Genomic DNA, 24,567 nt, shown 5'->3' with positions numbered 1-24,567 from the left:
GGGAGGAGCCTCATGCAGATCACGTCCGTCCTGCGCCGCGCGGCGCAGGTGAACCCGCAGGGTGCAGCCACGATTTTCAAGGACCGCCAGCAAAGCTGGTTGAACCTGCTCGACCGCGTCGCGCGGCTGGCGGGTGCCTTGCAGCACGTGGGTATGAAACCGGGTGATCGGGTGGCGCTGCTGTCACTGAATTCCGACCGGTTCATTGAATATTTCTTTGCCACCGTCTGGGGCGGCGGGGCGATGATGCCGATGAATATCCGCTGGGCGCCCCCGGAATGCGCCTATGCACTGAACGATGCGGGGGCCGGGATCCTGCTGGTGGACGACGCCTTCGTCGAAGCGGTGAGCGCGTTTCAGACAGAGGTGAGCGGATTGAAAACGCTGATCTATTGCGGTGACGGTGACACGCCCGAGGGCATGCTGAACTATGAAGACCTGATCGCGAGCGCCGTCCCCGTGCCGGATGCCGGGCGCAGCGGGGACGATCTGGCCGGCATCTTCTATACCGGTGGGACGACCGGATTTCCCAAGGGTGTGATGCTAAGCCACACGAATTTCTACGTGGGCGGCATCTCCAATTCCGAAACGCTCGATGCCAAGGACGGCACGGTTTATCTGCATGCGGCGCCCATGTTCCATATCGCCGATCTGCTGTGGTTCATGGCAATCACCTTCGCCGCCGGCACCCATGTTGTGATCCCCGCCTTCACCCCCGAAGCGACGCTGGAAGCCATCGCAACTCACCGCCCGTCTCATGTGTTGCTGGTGCCGGTGATGCTGCAGATGGTGCTGCACAGCGACGCGATGAAAGGGGCTGACACCTCTTCGCTCAAACTCATCGCCTATGGGGCCTCGCCGATCACGGAGGGCCTTTTGAAAGAAGCATTCGAAGCCTTTCCGGGCGTGCGCTTCCTGCAGGCCTTCGGGCAAACCGAGCTGAGCCCGGTCGCCACCATTCTCGGCCCGGAATATCACGTCATCGACGGGCCGAACGCGGGCCGCCTGCGTGCGGCGGGTCGGGCCACGCGGGTCTGTGAAATCCGGATCGTGGATGCGGAGGGGGCCGAGGTGCCGCGTGGCGAGGTCGGAGAGATCGCGGTAAAGGGCCCGATCACCATGCTGGGTTATTGGAACAAGCCAGAGATCACCGCGAAGACTCTGCGCGACGGATGGGTTCACACGGGCGATGCGGGCTACATGGACGACGAAGGCTTTGTCTTCCTGATGGACCGGATCAAGGACATGATCATCTCGGGCGGCGAGAATGTCTATTCGGCTGAGGTGGAAAATGCCCTCTCGCAACATCCCGCTGTTGCGACCAGCGCCGTGATCGGCATACCGCATGAAAAATGGGGGGAAAGCGTGCACGCGATCGTGATCCTTCATCCGGGCGCATCGGCGACACCGCAAGACTTGATGGATCACTGCCATACGCGGATCGCAGGCTATAAGTGCCCCCGCAGCGTAGAGTTCAGAACCGAACCCTTTCCCCTTTCGGGCGCGAACAAGGTCCTGAAGACGGAGCTTCGCAAACCCTTCTGGGACGATCAGGATCGACAGATCTCCTGAAAATGGGCCGGGCGCGGCTTTGGGGAACCGCGCCCGGAGCGATCGACCTGATACTCATGACAGTCATACTCACTACCGCCTCGGACACCTGAGGCAGGGATAGACGGTGATCGCGTTCGCAAACAGGCAGCCCAACGCAAGCAGAGTGTTGTGGGCGCGCCCCGGGACGAGGGCGCGCCCAAACAAACCCGGGCGAGATGGGGATGGTACGCCGCCAATTGGGATGGCGGGTGCCCGGGTATGTCTATCGCGGCGCGGGTCGTATTGGGGTCGACCCGCGCCCATGGCTGTAATTGCCAAAGTGTCGTTCTGAAATCTGCGTCTTGTTATGCTCTGATCTGTCTACGAGATCTGGTATATCCGTACTGAGTCCACACCGTATGTGAACGACGTCACACAACCCGAAAAAAGTGCAGAGAATTCTCCGGATTTTCGCGGTATCAGCTCCGGTGCGAGCTGCGTCCGATCCGAAAAGGGGAAGACTTTTGTTTTACGTCAGAGCGTTACAAGAGAACATCGGTTCCCTGGCAGACCTATCCCGACTTTTTGGATCACGTGAATTGCTCTGCAATCAATCGCTCTTCCAGACCATGCCCGGGGTCAAAGAGGATACGATGGCTGATCGCGGGCTCCGACCGTATCTCGACCCAGTCGACATTGGCAAAGGAATGGGAGTCTCCTTCGGCCATAACCGGGCGCTTTTCGGGTTCCAGCACATCAAACCGGACATGGGCGGTTTTGGGCAGCAATGCGCCACGCCACCGCCGCGGGCGAAAGGCAGCCACCGCCGTCAGCGCCAGAACGTCGGCGCCAATCGGTAGGATCGGCCCATGTGCCGAATAATTGTATGCGGTCGATCCGGCAGGGGTGGAGACGAGCGCGCCATCGCAAACCAGCTCTTGCAGGCGCAGCCGTCCGTCAACGGTGATGCGCAGTTTCGCGGCCTGGGGCCCGGCGCGCAGCAGCGAGACCTCGTTGATCGCAAGTGCCTCGTGCAGCGTGCCGGCCTGATCCATGGCGCGCAAGGACAGCGGATTGATGATCTCTTGCTCCGCAGCGGCAAGACGATCCCGCAGATCCGTCTCGCTATAGCTATTCATCAAAAAGCCGATGGTCCCGCGGTTCATACCGTAGACCGGCGCCGGCAGATCCTGCGTGCCGTGCAGCGTCTGGAGCATGAAGCCGTCGCCCCCCAGCGCAACGATCACATCCGCGTTTTCGGGGTCGGCATCCCCGTATCGTCCGATCAAAGCCGCGCGGGCGGTCTGCGCCACCGGTGCCGGGCTCGCCATAAACGCGATTTTCTGTGTCATGGCGATCTGTTTCCGGTCCTGCGCATTCGGTTCCGAAACAACCACACCTTTCCATGTAAGGCCAGCCTTGCCGCGCCGATCCCGCATTGCGTCGCTTTACGGCCTTTCGCGCCGGGCCGGTTTCCGATAGGAAATCCGCCAATTGAGATATCAGAGAGCGGAGACTGCCATGAATGCGCCTCATCGCGATAACGGATTTTTCACCGAGGGCCTTGCCTCTCGCGATCCTGAGCTGTTCGGCTCCATCACATCGGAGCTGGGTCGTCAGCGGGACGAGATCGAGCTGATTGCGTCGGAAAACATCGTCTCGGCCGCCGTGATGGAGGCGCAAGGCTCTGTCATGACGAACAAATACGCCGAAGGGTATCCGGGCCGGCGCTATTATGGCGGATGCCAGTTCGTAGATGTGGCTGAAAACCTCGCCATCGAACGCGCGACCAAATTGTTTGGCTGCGGGTTTGCGAATGTGCAGCCGAATTCAGGCAGCCAGGCCAATCAGGGGGTGTTTACGGCCCTCTTGAAACCGGGCGATACGATTCTGGGGATGAGCCTTGATGCGGGCGGTCACCTCACCCACGGCGCGGCGCCCAACCAGTCGGGCAAGTGGTTCAATGCGATCCAATACGGCGTGCGCAAGGAAGACAACCTTCTTGACTACGATCAGGTCGAGGCGCTGGCCAAGGAACATCAACCCAAACTGATCATCGCAGGCGGTTCGGCGATCCCGCGTCAGATCGACTTTGCCCGCATGCGTGAAATCGCCGATATGGTAGGGGCTTACCTTCATGTCGATATGGCCCATTTCGCGGGCCTTGTGGCGGCGGGCGAACACCCCTCCCCCTTTCCGCATGCCCATGTGGCGACGACCACGACGCACAAGACCCTGCGTGGCCCGCGTGGCGGGATGATCCTGACGGATGACGCGGCTTTGGCCAAGAAGTTCAACTCGGCGATCTTCCCCGGTATCCAGGGCGGGCCGCTCATGCATGTGATCGCCGCCAAGGCCGTTGCCTTCGGCGAAGCGCTGCGTCCGGAGTTCAAAAGCTACATTCAGAACGTCATCGCCAATGCCCAAGCTTTGTCGGATCAACTGATCAAGGGTGGTCTCGACACGGTTACGCACGGAACCGACACGCATGTTGTTCTGGTGGACCTGCGGCCCAAGGGCGTAAAGGGCAACGCGACGGAAAAGGCCTTGGGCCGGGCGCATATCACCTGCAACAAGAACGGCGTCCCGTTTGACCCGGAAAAGCCAACCATCACCAGCGGTATCCGCCTTGGATCGCCCGCCGGCACAACACGCGGATTTGGAGAACCCGAATTCCGCCAGATTGCCGACTGGATCATCGAAGTCGTCGACGGGCTGGCCGCCAATGGTGAAGATGGCAACGACGCGGTCGAAGCCAAGGTCAAAGCCGAAGTCGCGGAGCTCTGCAGTCGTTTTCCGATCTATCCGATGCTCTAAGGCACTTGTTTTCAAGCCTTGGACGGATCCGACCGGACCTGTCCGAGGCCCGAGAACACGTGAGGAATGACCAACACCCGCAGCCTTGAACGCCGCCTTGGCGACTGGATGCGCGCAAGACTACCTTTTGCGCTCACCGAGTTCGTTATGTTCGTTCTCAAACAAGCCTGGGCCTGCCTTTTTGGCACGCTTTTGCTTGTCGCGTTGATCGTGACGGATCTTATCTGGTCGCCGGATTGGGCCGTCGCCCGCTATGACGCTTTGCTTGTCTTTGCGGTCAGCATTCAGGCGCTCTTGATCTTTCTGCGGCTTGAAACATGGCGAGAGGTGCGCGTCATCGCGCTTTTCCACCTCACCGGCACGGCCATGGAGCTGTTCAAGGTCAATGCGGGAAGCTGGTCCTATCCCGAGCCGGCCCTGATGAAGGTCTACGGCGTGCCACTTTTTTCGGGGTTCATGTATGCGGCTGTGGGCAGCTACATGGCCCGTGTCATCCGCATTTTCGACATGCGTTTCGCACCCTATCCACCTTTCTGGACCACCGTGGTTCTGGCCACCGCAATCTACGTCAACTTTTTCGCCCACCACTTTGTACCCGACATCCGGCTGGGTCTTTTCGCGGCAACAATCCTTTTGTTCGCGCGCACCCGGATCTGGTTTCGCATCGGTCAGAACGATTACTGGATGCCCCTGCCCATTGCCGCGTTCCTCTCCAGCTTCTTTCTCTGGGTCGCCGAAAACATCGGCACAGGCACCGGCACGTGGCTCTATGCTGGCGAAAGCCGTCTTGATTGGGTCAGCCTGGCCAAGATGGGATCGTGGTATCTTCTGCTTTACGTCAGCTTTACCACCGTCACGCTGGTCTACAGGGACGTCTTGTTCAAAGAAACCCTCTCCAGATCAGCACCACAAGCAGCAGCACAAAAACAACGATCAGGTTGAAGGAAAGCGCCCCGAGAAGGCCAAGAATGGCGCCTTTTCGGCGGTCCTTAAGATCAATCGCCTTCAGGTGGGTCAAAAGCCGGTCGGCGGCCGCCTCCAGCGCCGCATTGTCCAAGGTCAGGGCCAGTTTGGGATGGCCCGCCAGATGGGACGCCTCGGCCAGGCGCACTGCATCCCGGCGCAGACCACGCGGCAGGCGGTGGTTGTATTTGCGCACGGCTTGCGGCAAGGAACGGCCCTTCATGCCCAGCTTCTCTGCCATGAGAGCCTTCACATCCGCCATCTGTGCCTGAAGTTTGCCGTTCACAATCAATCCCTTGCTGGTGAGCGGACCCTAGCTGTCGTGGTCCCCGCGCTCAAGCCCTCTGGCCCCCGTGCTGATGGCCCGCTACACCTGAGCCCATGTTAAACGTCATCCGCCACGGCACCCCGACCGACCGTCCCCCTGTATTGATCGCCCACGGCCTCTTTGGCTCGGCGCGGAATTGGAATATGATCGCAAAACGGCTTGCCGATGAACGCGAGGTGATCGCCGTGGATATGCGCAATCATGGCGCAAGCCCCTGGTTTGAAACGCAATCTTACCAGGATATGGCGGGCGACCTGGCGGAGATTCTGGACAGGCCCACAGATGTGCTGGGCCATTCCATGGGCGGCAAAAGCGCGATGATGCTGGCCCTGCTCCATCCCGAGCAGGTTCACCGTATGATCGTGGCCGACATTGCTCCGGTCGCCTATGGACACAGCCAAATGCAATATATCGACGCCATGCGTGCTGTGGACCTGACGCAGGTGGCGCGGCGCTCGGACGCCGTTGCCCAATTGGCCGATCTGGGCGTGGCCGAGATGGAGCAGAGTTTCCTGACCCAGTCACTTGACCTACCCGAGAAACGCTGGCGACTGAACCTCGACACGCTTGCCGCCGAGATGCCGAAAATCCTGTCCTTTCCGCAGGTTGAGGCGCAGTTCGAGCGTCCAACCCTGTTCCTCTCCGGGGCGGCCTCCCATTACGTGCAGCCTGAATATCGGCCCCGGATCAAAACACTCTTTCCCGCCGCGCGCTTCGCCAAGCTGCCGGGCGCGGGGCATTGGCTGCATGCCGAAAAACCCCGTGAGTTCGAAGCAGCGGTCAGGACGTTTCTCAACGCCGCATGAGAGGGCGTTATACGTGCGCCAAAGGCGCGTTCACGCCTCTTCATGCAGCTTCTTGGCCACCAGCCAACTGACCGGGAAGGCCACCAGAAATCCGATCAGCGCGCCTGCGATGATGGCCGGCGTGGTAAAGAAGCCCGCGACAAGCGCGGCGATCACGCCAGTGCCGGCAAAGGTGGAGCCGATGAAGATGTGCAGGATCAGGGCAAGACGAAACATTGAAGTCCTCAGGGGTCAGGGCGCGCGTCCGGGCGCTTGATCGCACGCCCGCGACAGCGGGGCTTTGATCTGGGTCAGACTGGACGAGACTTGACCGCGATGCTGCACTGCGGCGAAACTTGGGCATCGGTTTAAAGGAGATTGCCCATGTTCCCCCCTTTCGACATCTGGTCCCCCATCTTTCGCGGCCCGCTTTCGGGCGATGTGGTCCAGCAGATCTCACCCCATATCCTGTCACCCGAGATTGCCGGCAGCGCCGAGGTAGAGCGGCGCGTGGTCACGGAGGTGGCGAGCTACGGCAAGCAGCTCGGCAAGGTGATGGATGCCCTGCAGGTGCTGGCCGAAAAGGCGGGCGTAGATCTGCCCGAGATCGACGCGCTGGTGGAGGGTGTGGCCGAGGTGAAGGCCGACAGCAAGGAGGAGTTGCGAGCAGAGGCCGAACGCGCGCTGCGGCGGTTGCGCGACGTGGACGAGGAGGGCTGGCGCCGGCTGATTGGCCGGTAGGCACGGGAACCGTTCGGGCTCGGGCGGCGTTAGCTTGAAAACAGACACCAAATGGAGCAGACACATGACCCGCATCGCCGCATTGATGATCGCCCTGACCACACTCGCCGCCTGCGAAACCGCCGAAGGCTTCGGGCGCGACGTGGAGGACCTTGGAGAGAACATCCAGGACGAGGCGGACTAAACGCCGGACAGGCCGTGGCCTGTCACACTCAGGGGTGAGTGGACGGGGGTCGCATGGGGGTGCGGCCCCCTTTGCGTTGAGGGCCGGTTAACCCTGTTGGGCCATGATTAAGGCCATGCCGAATTACCGCCGGCCGAAGGTCACTGGGGCCACTATCTTTTTCACAGTCGCGCTGGCGCGGAGGGGATCGGACTTGCTGGTGCGCGAGGTAGACCGACTACGGCAGGCCGTCGCCCAGACGAAAGCGGAGCGCCCCTTTGGCATCGATGCATGGGTGGTGCTACCGGATCACTTGCATTGCGTGTGGACATTGCCCGCCGGAGACCAGGATTTTTCGGTGCGATGGGGCGTCATCAAGGCGCGGTTCTCGATGTCTTGCCGTAGGGCGGGGTTCACCCCGCCGGCGCCGGTGGGGTTCGAGAATGGCGGGGTGAACCCCGCCCTACGGCGCAAGGGAGAGATTGGGTTGTGGCAACCGAGGTTTTGGGAGCATCACATTCGGGACGAGGCCGACTATTGGGCGCATGTGATGTATTGTTGGTTGAACCCGGTGAAGCATGGGTTTGTGGAACGACCCGAGGATTGGGCGTACTCAAGCATGCATTGGGATGTGCGGTTTCGGGTGAGGGTGGATTTGGTTTTGTAGGGCGGGGATTCACCCCACCCTAAGCTCTCTTTCCCCGTCAGGCGGCTTTTGTCCTCTCCACCTGGATCCTCGACCAGATCCTGTTTGTTGTACGCACCATATCTTCCAGGTCAGATACGCCGTACTTTGGAACGTCATCAAACACGATTGGTCGCGCTACTCGGCGTTTGCCATCACCTTCACCAAATTGAAGTGCCATCATGCCCACCCCTGCGAAGTACGGGTCTTGTTCGACAATAAAGTGATGGTTGATGGCAAAAACAAAATCACACCCCGCCTTGGTCAGCCTACTGCTCTTCCGGAAATCTGGGAAAACTAGAAATGGGCGAGATAGATAGTTCAAAATAAACGGTGATGCGTAACTTAGTTTATCATGCGCACCAATACGAACACTAGAAATCGCTTCGCTGCGTGCCGTAACCTCGTTAGCAACAACAAAATCTGCAATTGCGTCGCATATGGTCAGATTTGCTATACGCTCATGTTTCCCACGTTTACATGCGCGCGCAATGGCTCGTCTCGTTTTTTTATAGTTCTCCGGCGAAAACTGCTCGAACAGAGGCAGGGTAGAATTCAGTAGCGCACCAAGATTGCGCCTCGTAGGTTCGTAAGAGAAGGGTGCGTACGAACTTTGCATCCTATTCAATTCGATCCACTGATCTGCTGTCCGTTTTACGGCAATGTTCGCAAAGTCAGTCGCTGGCAAAGGGCGAAATTTCATCTTCGGAGAACCTTTCTGGCTCGGTCGATACAGGTCGGATTCGGTCGGATTCCAAAATTACCCGATCTTCAATGCGCATGCCAAGTACAATATCTGTTCTACCCTTGTTCACCGTTCGGTCCCACGCGCCACCGCGCTTGTGTGACAACCCGACCAGTTGAGGTCCATCATATGCACTAAGTGCTGAAACAGTCGCATACACGGCCTGTCTTGCGTGCGTATTACGCATCTGTGGTAAACTAGTTCTCTTTCCTGTCAGCAAATCTGTTGATGATGCAAGCTTATCAATGGGTCTGTCGCCATAGCACTTAAATTCGCGATACAGTGTTGGGTGGACAGGTCCATGTTTCCAAGCTTCAAAGTACCCACCGACTAGGGGTTCTTTAGTCTTTCGAAGCCAATCAGCATGGCAAAAGAAGCTTAGTTTCTGAATTTCTAGCTGCGTAGTTAATATACCTATCCCGTCCCTAATAGACAGAATAAGGTTAGCTAATATCCTTGGGTCATATGGTGGATTATCATCCATCCATCTTCAGCGCGCTAATGAATGCTTCCTGCGGAATATCCACCTTCCCGAACTGACGCATCTTCTTCTTCCCGGCCTTCTGCTTGTCCAGCAGCTTCCGCTTCCGCGTCGCGTCTCCGCCGTAGCATTTCGCCGTCACGTCCTTGCGCATCGCCGAGAGCGTCTCGCGGGCGATCACCTTGCCTCCGATGGCCGCCTGGATCGGGATCTTGAACATGTGGCGGGGAATCAGGTCCTTGAGCTTTTCGACCATCGCGCGGCCGCGCATCTCGGCGCGGTCGCGGTGGACCATCATCGACAAGGCATCGACAGGCTCGTCGTTCACAAGGATCGACATCTTGACCAGATTGTCCTGCCGGTAGCCCGTCAATTGGTAATCGAAACTCGCATAGCCCTTGGTCACCGATTTCAGGCGATCATAGAAATCGAAGACGACCTCGTTCAGGGGCAGATCATAGACCGCCATTGCACGGGTGCCGGCATAGGTCAGGTCCTCCTGAATGCCGCGGCGGTCCTGGCAGAGTTTGAGGACGTCACCCAGATATTCGTCGGGCACCAGGATGGTGGCTTTGATCCGCGGCTCCTCCAGATGGTCGACATGGGTGAGGTCGGGCATGTCGGCGGGGTTGTGCAGGTCGATCTGCGTGCCGTCGCGCATATAGACGTGATAGATCACCGAAGGCGCCGTGGTGATCAGTTCGATATTGTATTCCCGCTCGATCCGGTCGCGGATGACCTCGAGGTGGAGAAGGCCGAGGAAGCCGCAGCGGAAGCCGAAGCCGAGGGCGGCGGAGGTTTCCATCTCGAAGCTGAAGGACGCATCGTTGAGGGCCAGTTTCTCGATGGCGTCGCGCAGATCCTCGAATTCGGCGGAATCGACCGGGAAGAGACCGCAGAAGACGACCGGCTGGGACGGCTTGAAGCCCGGAAGTGCGGTGGTCGCGCCCTTTTTCTCGTGGGTGATCGTGTCGCCGACACGGGTGTCGCGAACCTGCTTGATGGAGGCGGTGAGAAAGCCGATCTCTCCGGGGCCAAGCTCGGAGATCATCTCCATCTCAGGCCGGAAGACGCCGATGCGGTCGACATGGTGGACCGAGCCGTTCGACATCATGGTGACGCGGTCGCCCTTTTTCAGGACACCGTCCATGACACGGACCAGAACGATCACGCCGAGATAGGCGTCGTACCAGCTGTCCACCAGCATCGCCTTGAGCGGCGCGTCGCGGTCGCCCGAGGGGGCGGGAAGCTGGTGGACGATGGCCTCCAGCGTCTCGTGGATGCCCACACCGGTCTTGGCGGAGACCTGGATGGCACCCGTGGCGTCGATGCCGATGACGTCCTCAATCTGCTCGGCCACGCGGTCGCAATCGGAGGCGGGCAGGTCGATCTTGTTGAGCACCGGCACGATCTCGTGATCGGCGTCGATGGCCTGATAGACATTGGCCAGCGTCTGCGCCTCCACGCCTTGGGTGCTGTCCACGACCAGAAGAGAGCCTTCGACAGCGCGCATGGACCGGGAGACCTCGTAGGCGAAGTCCACATGGCCGGGCGTGTCGATGAGGTTGAGCACGTAAGCCTCGCCATTGTCGGCGGTGTAGTCGATGCGGACGGTGTTGGCCTTGATGGTGATGCCGCGTTCGCGTTCGATATCCATCGCATCGAGCAATTGCTCTTTCATGTCGCGATCCTCGACGGTGCCGGTCTCCTGGATGAGCCGGTCGGCGAGGGTGGATTTCCCATGGTCGATATGGGCGACGATGGAGAAGTTGCGGATATGGGAAAGCGGTGTCATGGACCGGGATATGTATGGAAGGTCGCGATGGGTCAAGCGTCTCTGAAGGGTCAAAAGATTTGGCGCGGCGGCAATCCTTATATATGTTAAGCAAAAGCGAGCAGAGCGAGCGCGAAACGCGCCGGTTAACGATGAGGCAGGTATGCCGGACTATTCCCTTTTTGTGCTGGATGAGAGCGATCTGACCATATCGGGCGGCGTTGTGCTGGACGGGGTGAACCAGGGTGACGGATCACATCTTGTGGGCCAGACGATCACTTTGAATACGCCCGCCTGGACGGAGATCCAGATCCGCGACGACGATACGGATTTCAGCGACAATGACTCGTCCCAGAGGCTTGATGGAGCACAGGAGGTCGACGGGACAGTCTATGCCGACAACACCACGCTGGAGGCGGAGTACGGGCTGACGCTCAGCGATGGCGTAAACACCTGGCAGGTCGTGGGCTTCAACGTCAATAACAGCAGCACGGCCTATGCCACGGTGGAAGGCCTGGCGTTTATCGGCGGCCCTGGCGGGTTCCCTCCGGTCGGCGTGCCCCTGACGGTGGTCAGTGCGCAGGAGGGCCCGGATTACGAGGTTGCGCAGTATGCGACGCCTATCTGTTATGACCGCGGCACACTGATCGAGACCCGCAGGGGGCTGAGGCCGGTGGAGACGCTTAAACCGGGGGTGAGGATCCGAACGGCAGAGGGACGTTTTCGCCCGCTCCGCTGGATCGAGGGGCAACATGTGATCGGTGTGGGGCGGTTTGCACCGGTTGAGATCCCGGGCCGACTGACGGGGACGGGGCGTAGCCTGCGCGTGTCGCAGCAGCATTGCCTGGCTGTGCAAGGACCGGATGTAGCGCTTTTGTTCGATGCCGAGGAGGTATTTATCAGGGCGCTTCATCTTGTCGGATATGAGGGCGCGCGCCTCTGCAACGGGGTAAGAGCGGAATATTTCCACGTCCTGCTCGATCACCATGAGGTGATTTATGCCGAAGGCCTGGCCAGCGAAAGCCTGCATCCGGGAACGACAGATGACCTTATGGCTCAACATATAAGGGCGATGCGACCGGACCTGGCGAAGGATTACGGCCCGACCGCACGCCGGGTTTTGCGCCGGCACGAGGCCGCGCTGCTGATGCAGCGCGCAAGGTTGATTGATCTCGTCGGGGGGCTGCGCCATAGTGCCTGACAAACGGGCAGTTTGACCGAAACCAGCGACGTCGAGATCGCGGAACAAGGGCAGAACGAACCATGCGGGCACTTCTATGCGTATCAATTTTTGCCGTTCTGTCGGCATGCGGAGGCGGTGGACGAGAGAGTTCCCCCGGCGCAGTGACGCGGGTGGCATCAGGGCCCATCGCCTCGGCCTGCATGGCGGCAGGACGCAGGGGCGCAACGAGAGAGAAATGCGGGTGCATCCAGTTCGCGGCGGATCAGTCGCTGTCGTCGTCGGACCAGCGGCGGGGCGCCTCGTTTTTCGGCAACCCGGAACTGGCACAGGACGTGAGGCTGTCGGACACACCGGCGGCAGATGCGTTCTGGGAAAGGTGGTCGAATTTCGGGAAAGCCGCGCGGCAGATCTGTGATTGAGCGGTGGCGGGGTGAACCCCGCCCTACGGCGCGGACCGGGCGAAGCGAACGATGGCTGAGGTCAGGCAGTCGAGGCTGTCGGTAACAGGCAGCATGCGAGGTAGGTCAAAGACCATCAAAGACAATTCGGTACACGCGACGAGGATGTGATCGCAGCCACGTGCGGCGAGCTTTTCCATTTCCCGGACCAGGAGGGAGGCATCGACGGGCTGTCCGGCTTTGACCGCGCGGATGACGGACAGAACCGGAGCATCGTCTTCGGGAAAGACGGCAGTGATCCTCTGCGCCCGGAACGACGGGCCGAAGGCGTCGGTGAGCCGCACGGCGGGGGAGGCCAGCATCCCCACGCGGGCCGCCCCCTTTTCCGCGAGGTGGGAACTGGTCAATTCGATCATGTTGAGGAATGGAAGGGGCGTGGCGTCCTCGACTGTCGACGCGTAATGATGCGCGGTGTTGCAGGGCATGGCGAGGGCCTTTGCACCGGCCTGCGCGAGGTCGTGGGCCATTTGGGCCAGCACAGGGCCGGGATCGGTCCCCTGCCCTTCGATCAGTGCGGCGATGCGGCTGGGGACCTGAGGGTTCTGGTGGACGATCAGGGGGATGTGGTCGGCATCGTCCCGGGCAGGCACGGCGGCGAGGACCTTCTGCATCAGGAGGATGGTCGCTTCGGGGCCCATGCCACCCAGGATGCCGACGGGGGTCATGGATGGGACCCGCCTTGGCGCGCCAGGGGTACGTTCGGCAACCAAGCCGCCGCAACCCCGTCGTGGGAGCGTTTCAATTCAGGGGATGATCGACGCATGGCGGGATCATTGGGGTGAACAATCCAAAGATCCGATCTGTGATCGCTGAGGGTCAAGCCCATCCCCTTTTCGGCGCGCTGAAGATCTGAGTACATTTGTCCCCGCTCAGGCCTTCGCGGCCACATCGAATTCGTGGGTGTATCCCGTTAGCCCGATGGCACCGCCTGTATGGAGGAATACGACCGTTTCCCCCTTCTTGAACTGGCCCTTGCGGATCAGGTCGATCAGGCCCGCGGCCCCCTTGGCGGAATAGACCGGGTCGAGCAGGATCGCCTCGGTCCGGGCAAAGATGTCGATGGCCTCCAGCGTGTCGGCGGCGGGGATGCCGTAGCCGGGGCCGACATAATCGGTGTTGGCCACCACATCCTCGGGCGCGACCACGCCGGGGCAGCCGAGTTTCTCGGCGGTTTTGACGGCGAGGTTATAGACATTCTCCTCCTGCTTGAGCTTGGGCGCACGCACCCCGATGCCTAGAAGGGGGATGTTAGCATTGGTGGCCTTGAGGCCGGTCACAAGGCCCGCCTGGGTGCCGGCGGAACCTGTAGCATGCACGATATGATCGACCTTGAGGCTGGTGGTGACGAACTGGTTCAGCATCTCCAGCGCACAATTCACATAGCCCAGGGCGCCGGTGGCGTTGGAGCCGCCGCCGGGGATGGTATAGGCATTGCGGCCATCGGCGCGCATCTTGTCGGCGACATCCTCCATCTCGGCATTCATGTCGAGGTCGGGGCCGCGATGTTCGATGGAGGCGCCGTGAAGGACATCAAGAAGGACGTTGCCGTTGTACTTGTAATTCTCGTGATTATAGCCGGTGCGGTCTTCGAGCAGGATGTGACAATCCATGCCGAGCTTCGCGGCCGCTGCTGCCGTCTGGCGGGCATGGTTGGACTGGGTGGCGCCCTGGGTCAGCACGATGTCGGCGCCCTGATCCCGCGCCTCGGCCATGAGGAATTCGAGCTTGCGGGTCTTGTTGCCGCCGGTGGAGAGCCCCGTGCAATCGTCCCGCTTAATCCAGATGTCGGGTCCGCCCAAAGCCTCGGTCAGGCGGGGCATGAATTCAAGCGGCGTGGGCAGATGCGCCAGATGCACGCGGGGAAATTGGGCGAGGTTCATGGATTATCCTTTGTCATTTGCCGCCAGTTTCATAGGCGGCGTGCGTTTGGCAAGCCGGATGTCGGCGGTGCGGGCGTGACCCTCCATCCCTTCCGCGCGGCTGATCGTGGCGGTGGCTTGCGCAAGGGTCGGGAGGGCATCTTCGGACACGGTCTGCCAGGTGACGGTTTTGAGAAACTTATGGACCGACAGACCTCCGGTATAGCGCGCAGCACCGGAGGTCGGCAGAACGTGGTTCGGGCCGGAGGCCTTGTCACCGAAGGCCACGGTGGTGTTTTCACCCAGAAAGAGCGAACCATAGGCCGAAAGATGTCCCTTCCACCAGTCAAGATCGGCGGCCTGAACGTGAAGGTGTTCGGGGCCGATCCGGTCGGAGGTCGCGGCCATTTCCTCCCGCGTGTCGCAAAGGATGACTTCGCCGAGTGCATCCCAGGCGGTGCGGGCCTGGTCGGCGTTCAGATCAGGAAGCTCGGCGATGCAGGTAGGGATGAGGGACATCACCTCTCGCGCCAGCGCTTCAGTGTCGGTGACGAGCCAGACGGGGGAGTTGTAGCCATGCTCGGCCTGGCCTACGAGGTCCCAGGCGACGGTAAGCGGGTCGGCGGTTGCGTCGGCGAGGATCAGGCTGTCGGTGGGACCGGCAAACATGTCGATACCGACCGGCCCAAAGAGCTGGCGCTTGGCCTCGGCCACGAATTGATTGCCGGGCCCCACAAGAATGTCGGCGGGCGGGCTGCCAAAGAGGCCTTGCGCCATGGCAGCGACGCCCTGCACACCGCCCAGCGCCAGGATGCGGTCGGCACCGGCCAGCGACATTGCGTAAAGGATGGCGGGCGGCACGCCCTCGCCCGGTTTGGCGGGAGAGCAGGCAACGACATGCTCCACCCCGGCGGCCCGGGCGGTGGTGATCGTCATCAGCGCGGAGGCGATATGGGCATAGCGCCCGCCGGGCACATAGCAGCCAGCGGTGGCCAGGGGGATCTGGCGTTGACCGGCGACCAGACCGGGACGCAGCTCGATTTCGATGTCGAGTGCCGTGGCACGCTGCGCCTCGGCAAAACGGCGGATATTGTCGTGCGCGTAGGCGATGGCCTCCCGCAGGGCGGGGTCGATGCTACGGGTGGCCGCCTCGATCTGCGTATCGGAGACAATGATTTCGTCGGTCCAGCCATCCAGGGTGCGGGCGTAGTCGCGCACGGCATCCTCCCCGCCTTCGGAAATGCGGGCCAGCATGATCTGGACGGTATCGGAGGTGTCGGCCAGCGTTTGAGGAGGCAGGCCGGGGGCGGTCTTTAGATGGCGCGGGGGCATGGCGGCGTTTCCTTGGGCGATGCCTCTTGACCCAAAGGGATGCCAGTTTCAAAAAAGGTGAAACTGGCAGGAGCCAAGAGATGTTGATGAAAGGTGTGACCTTGCGGGGTCTGGAGGTGTTCGAGGCGCTGGCGGGCAGTGGATCGGTGGCGCAGGCTTCGGAGATGACGGGGCTGAGCCAGCCCGCGGTGAGCCAGCAGCTGCGCAATCTGGAGCGCGCGCTGGGAGTGGATCTGGTCGATCACGGCAAGCGGCCCATGCGGCTGACGCCAGCGGGGCGCGGCTTTCTGCAGCGCACGGAGGCGGTGCTGAGCGAACTGAGGCTGGCCCAGAGCGAGTTGACGGTTATGGACCTGACGCATTTGAGCACGCTGTCGATCGGGCTCATCGACGATTTCGACAATGACCTGACGCCCCGGCTGGTGACGATCCTGGCCGACAGCCTGACGAAATGCCGCTTCAAGCTGATTACGGCGGCCAGCCATGAGATCAGCCAGGCAATGCAGGAGCGAAAGCTGCATATCGCGGTGGCCGCAAGCCCTGGAGAGGTGCATGACGGGATCGTGGAATATCCGCTCGTGCGCGATCCCTTCATTCTGGTCGCTCCCCGGGACGCGGTCACGGACAGCACTGATATCATGGGGTGTTTGGAGGGCTGGCCCTTCTTGCGCTATGATCGGGAGCAATTGATCGGGCGTCTGATCGAGGCGCATCTGGCACGTCAGAAGATGAGTTTCGAGGAGCGTTTCGAAGTGGGCAGCCATCTGGCGCTGATGGCGATGGTGGCCCGGCGCATCGGATGGGCCGTGACCACACCGCTCGGTTATATGCGGGCGGCCAGATTTCATGACGAGATCAGCGCCTATCCCCTGCCCTTCAGTGGGTTTTCGAGGACGATATCGCTTTTTGCTGCTGCGGATTGGGCGGACCGGGTGCCAAGGGATGTGGCGCAGACGATCCGGCGCCTGGTACAGAGCCAGATGATCGACCCGGCGGTCGGGCGCTTGCCATGGTTGAGCGGTCAGTTGCGGGTGATCGAGCCCTGAACGGAGCCGCTCCTCCGCCCTTGTGGGCGTCCTCGCATTTGGGAAGAGGGGGTCAGGCAAAGGGATATGTCAGTTCAGGGTTAAATCTGGCGTTGTCTCTTAGAAAGAAAGAAAACGCATGACGCGCAAGAGTGTGCGGGCAAGATATCGCAACTGCGATCAGGAGTTTTGGAAATGCTTAAGTGAGCGCCCGCGACAGACCTTGCGCCGCCTCTTCGATGAGATCGAGCGCTCCGTCAAAATCACGGGTGTAATAGGGGTCGGGCACCTGATCCATCCCCGCAGCCGGCGCGAATTCGGTAAAGAGCCGCACGGGCGTGGCCTGCCCGTTGGCCCGTTGGCGCTCCACCGCGGCCCGGTTTTCCGCGTCCATCACCACGATCAGATCGAAGAGGTCGAAGTCAGCAGGCGTGAAGTGTCGGGCCCGCAGCGCCGAGAGGTCATATCCGCGGCGCGCCGCGGCCTCCTGCATCGGACCATAGGGCGGCGCGCCGACATGCCAGTCCCCGGTCCCGGCGCTGTCGATCTCAAGATCGGGGCGATGGTGGCGCATCACGGCCTCGGCCGTGGGGGAGCGGCAGATATTGCCGAGGCAGACAAAGAGAATACGGCTGGTCATCGAGCTGTCCTTTTTGTCAAAAAGGAATAAAGGAGGGAGCCGCTATGGAAAAGATCGTCATACTGACCGGTGCCGGCATCTCTGCGGAAAGCGGTCTTGACACGTTTCGGGACGAAGACGGCTTGTGGAGCAGACATCGCATCGAGGATGTCGCCACGCCCGAAGCCTTCGCACGCGATCCCGGCCTTGTTCAGGCCTTTTATAACATGCGTCGACGGGAGGCCGCCAAGGCAAGGCCAAACGCGGCTCATGAAGCGCTGGCCCGCCTCATGCAAGCCTATCAAGGCGATGTGGTGCTCGTCACCCAGAATGTGGACGATCTGCATGAACGCGCAGGCAGCCAGGGCGTGATCCATATGCATGGACATCTTCGCGGGGCCCTGTGCGCGGCGTGCGGGCATCGCTGGCTCGCACCAGAGGAGATGGCGACCGGAGAGGCCTGCCCGTCCTGCAATCAGGCCACCGCGCGGCCAGACGTGGTCTGGTTTGGCGAAATCCCGTACCAGATGGATGAAATCTATGACCATCTGTCCGAGGCCACGCTTTTTGCGGCGATCGGAACATCCGGGCAGGTCTACCCTGCCGCGGGGTTCGTGATCGAGGCGAAGGCAGCAAGGGCCTATACAGTGGAGCTGAACCTCGAGACCTCGGATGTCACATCCGCCTTTGCCGAAATTCGCACCGGTCCCGCCACCCAGATTGTTCCGGCCTGGGTGGATGACCTCCTAAGCGACCGCACCTCTTAGCCCGGGGACTTCTTTCTGTTGACCCGCTGATTTGGCAGGCCTCCCGCGTCACCATGAGCGGTATCGCGGGAGTCCCATTTCAGTTTCAGCCTCTTGCAAAGCCCTGGCGCCGGACACCCGTTACCTCCAAAGAGGTCTCGTTCGCAAGGCGTGTTGCGGTCTGGTCCTAGCCGCCGTGACCGCCATGGCCGTCCTGACGCTCCAGATCGACGGGGATCTGAACACTCATCTGACCGGCCTTTTCGAATGTCAGCGTGACATCGATCATATCGCCCTGTTCAAACGGTTCCTTTATGCCCAGGAACATGATGTGATCGCCACCGCGTTGCAGCATGTGGGTCTCACCTGCGGGCAGGAAAAAGCCGTCCTCGACCTCGATCATCCGCATGACGCCGTTTGGATCTTCGAGATGGGTGTGCAGCTCGACCCGTTCGGACACGTCAGACGTTGCGGCGATCAAGCGGTCGTCCTCGGTCCCGGTATTGGAAATTCCCATGAAGGCCGCGCCAGAGGCGGACATCGCCGTCGACGCGCGCGCATAAGGATCGACGATGCTAACTGTCATATCCTCTGCATAGGCCTGGACGGCCAGAAGGGTCGCGGTGGCCGTGGCGAGCATCTTTTTCAAAGGCATTTTGTGACATCTCCCTGTTAATGTGGTTCATTTCGCAGCGCGCTGGCGCGCCACATCAGGGATTTGATGTAGGGATAAACACGTCACATAAAAGGCAAAAGGCCCCGCTCAGATCAGCGAGGCCGGATTTGCAAAAGCGTGGCAGAGATCAGGCGGAGGCTTGCGCCTTGGCGATCTCTTTTTTCACTTTCAGCGCGTTGGGCGACAGCTCGTCATCCTTGGCTTTGGCCAGGTAAGCGTCAAGACCGCCGCGATGATCTACGCTGCGCAGGGCCGCGGCCGAGATGCGCAGCTTGATGCCACGTCCCAGTGTTTCGGATTGAAGCGTAACGTCGTTCAGGTTCGGCAGAAACCGACGCTTGGTTTTGTTGTTGGCGTGGCTGACATTGTTGCCAGTCATCGGCCCTTTTCCGGTCAGTTCGCAACGGCGCGACATGAGGGTATCCTTTGTACTGGTGGCAAGAGTAAGGTCTGTCTCCACACCCGACTGCCAAATGAGCAAGGGCGCCGCCATTGGCTGCGCCCGAAAACGTGTTGGGTGGCTTTAGGGGGAATCGCGAGATGGGTCAAGCGGGAAACCCGCGTTCCGAGACGTGGCGTTGTGTTTGCCGTGCTCCCTTCATCCGGCCAATCTGACCATGGATCAATGGGAGGAGCCACATGTCCGTCACTGGGAAAGATCTGATCGTTAATCGTGCACAACTCGACGATGCCGCTTTCGTCGAAAGCACCTTCCCCGACACTCCGCCAGACGGGCAGGCCCTTCTGAAAATCGGTCATTTCGCGTTGACGGCCAACAACATCACTTACGCGGTTGCCGCCGATCAGCTGGGCTATTGGAACTTCTTCCCGACAGAGCGAGAGGGGTTTGGCCGCATCCCTGTCTGGGGCTTTGCAGACGTCGTTGCCTCAAGCGCACCGGGGGTTGAGGTGGGGACGCGCGTCTACGGCTACTTTCCGATGTCAACGCACGTGATGGTTGAACCGGGCCAGATCAAGCCTCATGGCTTTATGGATCAGGTCCCCCATCGTCAGCCGATGTCCCCTATCTACAATCAATACAGTGTAACGGGTGCCGATCCTTCATACGCGCCCGAACGGGAAGGTCTGATCAGTCTTTTCCGACCGCTTTTTACGACCTCGTTCCTGCTGGACGATTTGCACCGCCGCGAGGCCTGCTTCGGCGCGAACGCGGTGCTTTTGTCCAGCGCCTCCAGCAAGACGGCCATCGGGCTGGCCTTCCTCCTGGCCCAGGACAAAAGCGACGGTGCGGAGATCGTAGGGCTGACAAGCCCAAGTAACATGGCGTTTGTCGAGAGCCTTGGGATTTATGACAGGGTTGTCAGCTATGATGCTGTGTCGGATCTGGCGGTCGCGCCCGCCGCATTTGTCGATATGGCCGGCAACGGGGATCTGCTGCGTGCAGTGCATGAACATTACGGCGACGCGCTGAAAAACAGCTGTCGTGTCGGCCTGACCCATTGGCAGGAGCGGGAGCTGCGTGTCGATGGCCTGCCCGGCCCCCGGCCGGAGTTCTTCTTTGCCCCATCTTACGCTCAGGAGCGGCTGAAGGAATGGGGTAATGCGGGCTTTCAGTCGCGCCTGGGCAAGGCCACGGCCGACTTTCTGGACTGGGCCGCAGGATGGGTCAATCTGCGAGAGGCCTCGGGACCGGATGCCGTGATGGCGGCATACCGCGACATGCTCGCCGGCAGCATCGACCCCGCCGACGGCGTGTTGTTGCAAGTCTAGCTGGCGCCTTTGGTGCAAGTGCCCACGCACCGCGACAGGACGCAACCAAGCATGTACCGACTGAAACCCGGGATCAAGACGGACCCAAAGCGCCGGTGGGCTTTGCCCGATCGCATCTTTTTCGGGTATGGGGCGTGTCACATCCTCGCCGGTGTTTACCTGGCGCGCCCACCGCTTGACGGGTTCTATGCCGAGCGGATCGTTCCCAAAGACGGCTTTGCAGGCAATCATATCTTCGTCACGGACGGGGCAGTCGCATTTGACTACCACGGCTATTCCGCGCGGCGTGCCCTGCTTGAACATCACATGGCGGGATGGGCTGCGCAGTATGACCGAAAGTGGGCCTGCAGGATCGAGCATGTCACATTCGATCTGCTGAGCCGCTCCGATCTGAATGCGCGCAAAATGCTCGGCCCCGATCAGTATTTTAGTGATCCTGTTGCAAGGGCCAACGCCTTCATCAACCGGATCGACCATCTTGTTGCCTACGAAAAGGCAACGCTGACGCTTTAGCGGTCCCACGCACCGAACTACCTGCAAATCGGCGGGATCGCCCTGAAACTCACCCAGTGTGACCGATGGCTTGGCCAAGCAAATAAGCCTGTTCGTTGTCAGAAGAGTCTTGCCACGCCTTCTATGCTCTTCAGGGCGGTATCGAGCTTTTGCCCGCGCTCCGTCAGGCCATAGGTGACCTTTGGCGGTATCGTCGGCTCGTATTCCCGGAATACGATGCCTTCGGTTTCCAGCATGCGCAGACGATCCGTGAGCACCTTGGACGAGATGCCTTCGACAAGGCGGCGCAGTTCGCCGTGGCGGGTGGGCCCATTGCGGCTGAGCACCCAGAGGATATGCGATGTCCAGTCCCCGGCCAGCAATCTCAGAACTTTGTCGAGCGGGCATCCCCGAGGCAGGCGAAAGTCATCATTTCCCGACGTTTTGGTCATCGTCAGTGCCTTACTTACCAAATAGTACCTACTTCACACCTGATCCCAGCACACCCATCTGCGTCAAGACATTATGACCCGGCGTCAAGCACGACATCACAGCGTGGTTTTTTGCTTCAACCTGACTTGCACATTGGGAGAGCCCATGACCAAAGCCCCTGATCTTCTCACCCCCGAAAACTGCCAGCTGATTTTCATCGACCATCAGCCGCAGATGGCCTTCAGTGTTTCGTCCATCGACATACAAACCTTAAAAAACAATGTGGTTTTACTCGCAAAAGCTGCAAAGCTTTTCGGTATCCCCACAACGATCACGACGGTCGAAACCCAAGCTTTTTCCGGATACGTCTACCCCGAACTCCTGACCGTTTTCCCGGATCATCCGATCCTGGAACGGACATCCATGAATTCCTGGGACGATCAGAAAGTCCGCGATGCGCTGGCCGAAGCGGGGCCCGAGCGCAAGAAGGTTCTCGTCTCCGGCCTCTGGACCGAGGTCTGCAACAACAGCTTTGCGTTTTCAGCCATGGCAGAGGGCGGGTACGACCTGTTCATGCTCGCGGATGCGTCAGGGGGCACGTCGGTCGCGGCCCATGACTACGCGATGCAACGCATGGTGCAGGCTGGCGTGGTTCCGATGACGACCTTGCAGACGGTGCTGGAATGGCAGCGCGACTGGGCCCGGCGCGACACCTATGACGATTTGATGGCGCTCTTTCAGGAGCATGCCGGAGGATACGGCATGGGTATCGATTATGCCTATACCCACGTGCACAAGGCCCCGCCGCGCGCGACGGGAGGCGAGGTGCTGGACCCCGTTCCGGCGGCATCCGACCCTGTCGCCGCACAATAAAGCATCCCGTTCCACATAAACGGAGGCATAGCATGCCGATCCGCCGTCGCACGTTCATTCGGGGTGCCGCCGCCGGCGCCACCCTTTCCGCCCTCGGACCCCGCCTTGCACGGAGCCAGACCATGACCAGTCGCCAAGACCTGATTTTGCACAATGGCCGTATCACCACCCTTGATCCGGGTCAGCCGGATGCTCAGGCCATCCTGATCCGCGAAGGTGTGGTCGACGATATCGGCATCGACGCCGACATCATGGCACGGGCCGGCGATGAGACGGTCGTGATTGACCTCGCCGGACGGCGCGTGATCCCGGGGCTGAATGACAGTCATACCCACCTGATCCGCGGCGGGCTGAACTACAATATGGAATTGCGGTGGGAAAACGTGCCGTCGCTGGCGGACGCGCTGCGCATGCTTCGCGAACAGGCCGACCGGACCCCCGCGCCGCAATGGGTAAGGGTGGTCGGCGGCTGGTCGGAATTTCAGTTTGCCGAACGGCGCATGCCAACGTTGGAGGAGATCAACGCGGCGGCACCGGAAACCCCGGTCTTTATCCTGCATCTTTACGGGCGGGCCCTTTTGAACGGCGCGGCCCTGCGCGCTTTGGGCATTGATCGCGATACTCCGAACCCGCCGGGCGGCACGATCGAGCGCGGCCCGAACGGAGAGCCCACGGGACTGCTGCTCGCAACCCCTTCGGCCTTCATTCTCTATTCCACGCTTACGCAGGGGCCACGCCTGCCTGTCGAGGATCAGATCAACTCCACCCGTCACTATATGCGCGAGATGAACCGGCTGGGCATCACCTCGGTCATCGATGCCGGTGGCGGGGGGCAGAATTTCCCCGATGACTACGACGTCATCCAGCGGCTGCATGAGGATGATCAGCTCACGGTGCGCATCGCCTACAATCTCTTTGCCCAGACCCCCGGTGAAGAGCTGAGCGATTATGAACGCTGGCTGGGGATGACCGAACCCGGAGCGGGTGACGCGATGCTGCGCATGAACGGCGCGGGCGAAAACCTGACATGGTCAGCGGCGGATTTCGAGAACTTCCTCGAGCCGCGCCCGGATCCCGCCCCCACGATGGAGAGTGAGCTGGAGCCCATTGTCGAAATGCTGGCCACGAATGCCTGGCCGTTCCGCATCCACGCCACCTACGACGAAACCATCGACCGCTTCCTGACGGTGTTCGAAAGGGTGAACGGGCGTAGTCCGTTTGAGACGCGGTTCATCATTGATCACGCCGAAACGATCAGTCCGCGCAATATCGAGCGGGTCAAGGCCCTGGGCGGCGGGATTGCCGTTCAGCATCGCATGGCCTTTCAGGGTGAATATTTTGCCGACCGCTATGGCGCGCGGGCCGCCGAAGCCACCCCGCCCGTCGCGCGGATGCTGGACATGGATCTGCCCGTCGGGCTGGGCACGGATGCAACGCGCGTGGCCTCTTATGACCCCTGGGTTGGGCTTTATTGGCTGACGACGGGCCGAACGCTGGGCGGTTTGCGGCTTTATCCAGAAGCGCAGACGTTGGACCGGCAAACGGCACTACGCCTCTATACGCACGGGTCGGCATGGTTCTCGGGAGAGCAGGACGTAAAGGGCACGCTCGCGCGCGGCCAATACGCGGATCTTGCCGTGCTCTCGGCAGACTATCTGTCGGTCCCGGCCGAGGAGATCCGGCAATTGTCTTCGGTTCTGACCATTGTCGGCGGAAAGATCGTCTACGGCGCGGGCGACTATGCGGACTTTGATCCGCAGATGCCTCCGGCCTCCCCTGACTGGAGTCCGGTCAATGCATTGCCAAGCCCGGCAGAACGAACGGCCGCTTTGCAGCCGGAAACACAGTTTGCGCGGGCCTGTCATGATGGATGCGCCAATGGATGCGGACTTCACGGGCATGATCACCAGATTGCCTGGACCACGCCGCTCCCGATCCGGGAGGACGCGAAAACGTCTTTCTGGGGTGCCCTTGGATGTTCCTGCTTCGCAGCCTGAGCAGAGCGTTGTCGGGCCCGACCATTGGTTAGGCCCGGACCGGGCAATCCCGAAGACCGCAAGCGCTGCCGTGGCGCCGATCTTCTGCGCTGCCGCCCTGATCAGCGTCGCGATCTGCAAGGGCGCATC

General features: G+C 60.8%; 28 protein-coding genes. 15 read left to right on the top strand and 13 right to left on the bottom strand.

Features of this window, described 5'->3' with window-relative positions:
* Positions 1 to 12: 12 nt before the first annotated feature.
* Positions 13 to 1,572, top strand: coding sequence for a long-chain-fatty-acid--CoA ligase (locus CFI11_RS07335; RefSeq protein ID WP_130404532.1), 1,560 nt, complete (start codon positions 13 to 15; stop codon positions 1,570 to 1,572).
* A gap of 551 nt (positions 1,573 to 2,123) precedes the next feature.
* Here the strand turns inward: CFI11_RS07335 and CFI11_RS07330 are convergent.
* On the bottom strand, positions 2,124 to 2,885 hold the full coding sequence (locus tag CFI11_RS07330) for an NAD kinase (protein WP_130404530.1): 762 nt from the start codon (positions 2,883 to 2,885) through the stop codon (positions 2,124 to 2,126).
* A 169-nt stretch (positions 2,886 to 3,054) separates the two neighbouring features.
* Here CFI11_RS07330 and glyA point away from each other — a divergent pair, with 169 nt between their 5' ends.
* On the top strand, positions 3,055 to 4,350 hold the full coding sequence (gene glyA, locus CFI11_RS07325; RefSeq protein ID WP_130404528.1) for a serine hydroxymethyltransferase: 1,296 nt from the start codon (positions 3,055 to 3,057) through the stop codon (positions 4,348 to 4,350).
* 66 nt (positions 4,351 to 4,416) lie between these two features.
* Positions 4,417 to 5,292, top strand: coding sequence for a DUF817 domain-containing protein (locus tag CFI11_RS07320; RefSeq protein ID WP_254449043.1), 876 nt, complete (start codon positions 4,417 to 4,419; stop codon positions 5,290 to 5,292).
* Here CFI11_RS07320 and CFI11_RS07315 read toward each other — a convergent pair.
* On the bottom strand, positions 5,231 to 5,599 hold the full coding sequence (locus tag CFI11_RS07315; protein WP_130404526.1) for a hypothetical protein: 369 nt from the start codon (positions 5,597 to 5,599) through the stop codon (positions 5,231 to 5,233). The genes CFI11_RS07320 and CFI11_RS07315 overlap by 62 nt on opposite strands.
* A 95-nt stretch (positions 5,600 to 5,694) precedes the next feature.
* Between CFI11_RS07315 and CFI11_RS07310 the strand changes: the two genes are divergently transcribed.
* Positions 5,695 to 6,447 carry an alpha/beta fold hydrolase gene (locus CFI11_RS07310; RefSeq protein WP_130404524.1) on the top strand — a complete coding sequence of 251 codons (753 nt, stop codon included), beginning with the start codon at positions 5,695 to 5,697 and terminating at the stop codon, positions 6,445 to 6,447.
* Positions 6,448 to 6,477: 30 nt separating this feature from the next.
* On the opposite strand, the gene CFI11_RS07305 is transcribed toward CFI11_RS07310, so the two are convergent.
* A complete protein-coding gene (locus CFI11_RS07305) occupies positions 6,478 to 6,663 on the bottom strand; it encodes a CTP synthetase (RefSeq protein ID WP_130404522.1) in 186 nt (61 codons plus the stop codon).
* A gap of 147 nt (positions 6,664 to 6,810) precedes the next feature.
* Between CFI11_RS07305 and CFI11_RS07300 the strand changes: the two genes are divergently transcribed.
* The 3 genes from CFI11_RS07300 (at position 6,811) to CFI11_RS07290 (ending at position 7,997) form a co-directional block, all read left to right on the top strand.
* Positions 6,811 to 7,167 carry a hypothetical protein gene (locus CFI11_RS07300; protein ID WP_130404520.1) on the top strand — a complete coding sequence of 119 codons (357 nt, stop codon included), beginning with the start codon at positions 6,811 to 6,813 and terminating at the stop codon, positions 7,165 to 7,167.
* Positions 7,168 to 7,231: 64 nt separating this feature from the next.
* Positions 7,232 to 7,351, top strand: a complete 120-nt coding sequence (locus CFI11_RS07295; protein WP_130404518.1) for an entericidin A/B family lipoprotein — start codon at positions 7,232 to 7,234, stop codon at positions 7,349 to 7,351.
* A gap of 115 nt (positions 7,352 to 7,466) precedes the next feature.
* On the top strand, positions 7,467 to 7,997 hold the full coding sequence (locus CFI11_RS07290; RefSeq protein WP_130404516.1) for a transposase: 531 nt from the start codon (positions 7,467 to 7,469) through the stop codon (positions 7,995 to 7,997).
* Between the two features lie 37 nt (positions 7,998 to 8,034).
* Here CFI11_RS07290 and CFI11_RS07285 read toward each other — a convergent pair whose 3' ends face one another.
* The 3 genes from CFI11_RS07285 to lepA are packed head-to-tail and all read right to left on the bottom strand — an operon-like array spanning position 8,035 to position 11,036.
* Positions 8,035 to 8,718 (bottom strand): hypothetical protein, encoded by a 684-nt coding sequence (locus tag CFI11_RS07285; protein ID WP_130404514.1) that lies wholly within the window; start codon positions 8,716 to 8,718, stop codon positions 8,035 to 8,037.
* Entirely contained in the window at positions 8,690 to 9,244 is a 555-nt protein-coding gene (locus tag CFI11_RS24930) for a Panacea domain-containing protein (RefSeq protein ID WP_130404512.1), read from the bottom strand. Before CFI11_RS24930 ends, CFI11_RS07285 begins: the two co-directional genes overlap by 29 nt.
* The gene (gene lepA, locus CFI11_RS07275; RefSeq protein ID WP_130404510.1) at positions 9,237 to 11,036 is read right to left on the bottom strand and encodes a translation elongation factor 4; all 1,800 of its coding nucleotides are present in this window, start codon (positions 11,034 to 11,036) and stop codon (positions 9,237 to 9,239) included. Before lepA ends, CFI11_RS24930 begins: the two co-directional genes overlap by 8 nt.
* Before the next feature lie 142 nt (positions 11,037 to 11,178).
* On the opposite strand from lepA, the gene CFI11_RS07270 reads away from it, so the two are divergent.
* Both CFI11_RS07270 and CFI11_RS07265 read left to right on the top strand, forming a co-directional pair.
* Complete coding sequence (locus CFI11_RS07270; RefSeq protein ID WP_130404508.1) at positions 11,179 to 12,216, top strand: Hint domain-containing protein; 1,038 nt, start codon at positions 11,179 to 11,181, stop codon at positions 12,214 to 12,216.
* Positions 12,217 to 12,368: 152 nt separating this feature from the next.
* Positions 12,369 to 12,617 carry a hypothetical protein gene (locus CFI11_RS07265; RefSeq protein ID WP_254449042.1) on the top strand — a complete coding sequence of 83 codons (249 nt, stop codon included), beginning with the start codon at positions 12,369 to 12,371 and terminating at the stop codon, positions 12,615 to 12,617.
* Positions 12,618 to 12,640: 23 nt separating this feature from the next.
* Here CFI11_RS07265 and CFI11_RS07260 read toward each other — a convergent pair whose 3' ends face one another.
* From CFI11_RS07260 to hisD, 3 genes are all read right to left on the bottom strand, one after another.
* Positions 12,641 to 13,321 carry an aspartate/glutamate racemase family protein gene (locus CFI11_RS07260; protein WP_130404504.1) on the bottom strand — a complete coding sequence of 227 codons (681 nt, stop codon included), beginning with the start codon at positions 13,319 to 13,321 and terminating at the stop codon, positions 12,641 to 12,643.
* A 204-nt stretch (positions 13,322 to 13,525) separates the two neighbouring features.
* Entirely contained in the window at positions 13,526 to 14,536 is a 1,011-nt protein-coding gene (locus CFI11_RS07255) for a D-cysteine desulfhydrase (protein ID WP_130404502.1), read from the bottom strand.
* A gap of 3 nt (positions 14,537 to 14,539) precedes the next feature.
* Positions 14,540 to 15,847 carry a histidinol dehydrogenase gene (gene hisD, locus CFI11_RS07250; RefSeq protein WP_130404500.1) on the bottom strand — a complete coding sequence of 436 codons (1,308 nt, stop codon included), beginning with the start codon at positions 15,845 to 15,847 and terminating at the stop codon, positions 14,540 to 14,542.
* Positions 15,848 to 15,927: 80 nt separating this feature from the next.
* On the opposite strand from hisD, the gene CFI11_RS07245 reads away from it, so the two are divergent.
* Positions 15,928 to 16,893, top strand: a complete 966-nt coding sequence (locus CFI11_RS07245) for a LysR family transcriptional regulator (protein ID WP_130404498.1) — start codon at positions 15,928 to 15,930, stop codon at positions 16,891 to 16,893.
* 178 nt (positions 16,894 to 17,071) lie between these two features.
* Here the strand turns inward: CFI11_RS07245 and CFI11_RS07240 are convergent, their stop codons facing one another.
* A complete protein-coding gene (locus tag CFI11_RS07240) occupies positions 17,072 to 17,512 on the bottom strand; it encodes a low molecular weight protein-tyrosine-phosphatase (RefSeq protein ID WP_130404496.1) in 441 nt (146 codons plus the stop codon).
* Between the two features lie 44 nt (positions 17,513 to 17,556).
* Here CFI11_RS07240 and CFI11_RS07235 point away from each other — a divergent pair, with 44 nt between their 5' ends.
* On the top strand, positions 17,557 to 18,258 hold the full coding sequence (locus CFI11_RS07235; RefSeq protein ID WP_130404494.1) for an NAD-dependent deacylase: 702 nt from the start codon (positions 17,557 to 17,559) through the stop codon (positions 18,256 to 18,258).
* Positions 18,259 to 18,424: 166 nt separating this feature from the next.
* On the opposite strand, the gene CFI11_RS07230 is transcribed toward CFI11_RS07235, so the two are convergent.
* Positions 18,425 to 18,892, bottom strand: a complete 468-nt coding sequence (locus CFI11_RS07230; protein ID WP_130404492.1) for a copper chaperone PCu(A)C — start codon at positions 18,890 to 18,892, stop codon at positions 18,425 to 18,427.
* A gap of 148 nt (positions 18,893 to 19,040) precedes the next feature.
* Positions 19,041 to 19,328: a 50S ribosomal protein L28 gene (gene rpmB / locus CFI11_RS07225; RefSeq protein ID WP_130404490.1), complete on the bottom strand. Its 288-nt coding sequence runs from the start codon at positions 19,326 to 19,328 to the stop codon at positions 19,041 to 19,043.
* Positions 19,329 to 19,552: 224 nt separating this feature from the next.
* Between rpmB and CFI11_RS07220 the strand changes: the two genes are divergently transcribed.
* Positions 19,553 to 20,644: a DUF2855 family protein gene (locus CFI11_RS07220; RefSeq protein WP_130404488.1), complete on the top strand. Its 1,092-nt coding sequence runs from the start codon at positions 19,553 to 19,555 to the stop codon at positions 20,642 to 20,644.
* Positions 20,645 to 20,695: 51 nt separating this feature from the next.
* The gene (locus tag CFI11_RS07215) at positions 20,696 to 21,157 is read left to right on the top strand and encodes a hypothetical protein (protein ID WP_130404486.1); all 462 of its coding nucleotides are present in this window, start codon (positions 20,696 to 20,698) and stop codon (positions 21,155 to 21,157) included.
* Between the two features lie 98 nt (positions 21,158 to 21,255).
* Here CFI11_RS07215 and CFI11_RS07210 read toward each other — a convergent pair whose 3' ends face one another.
* A complete protein-coding gene (locus CFI11_RS07210; protein ID WP_130404484.1) occupies positions 21,256 to 21,588 on the bottom strand; it encodes a helix-turn-helix domain-containing protein in 333 nt (110 codons plus the stop codon).
* Between the two features lie 145 nt (positions 21,589 to 21,733).
* Between CFI11_RS07210 and CFI11_RS07205 the strand changes: the two genes are divergently transcribed.
* Both CFI11_RS07205 and CFI11_RS07200 read left to right on the top strand, forming a co-directional pair.
* Complete coding sequence (locus CFI11_RS07205) at positions 21,734 to 22,441, top strand: hydrolase (RefSeq protein ID WP_130404482.1); 708 nt, start codon at positions 21,734 to 21,736, stop codon at positions 22,439 to 22,441.
* A gap of 122 nt (positions 22,442 to 22,563) precedes the next feature.
* Complete coding sequence (locus tag CFI11_RS07200; protein ID WP_130404480.1) at positions 22,564 to 24,438, top strand: amidohydrolase; 1,875 nt, start codon at positions 22,564 to 22,566, stop codon at positions 24,436 to 24,438.
* Positions 24,439 to 24,567: the final 129 nt, after the last annotated feature.

This window comes from Thalassococcus sp. S3, from assembly GCF_004216475.1.
Lineage (GTDB): Bacteria > Pseudomonadota > Alphaproteobacteria > Rhodobacterales > Rhodobacteraceae.
This window is presented reverse-complemented; position numbering and strand designations above follow the sequence as displayed.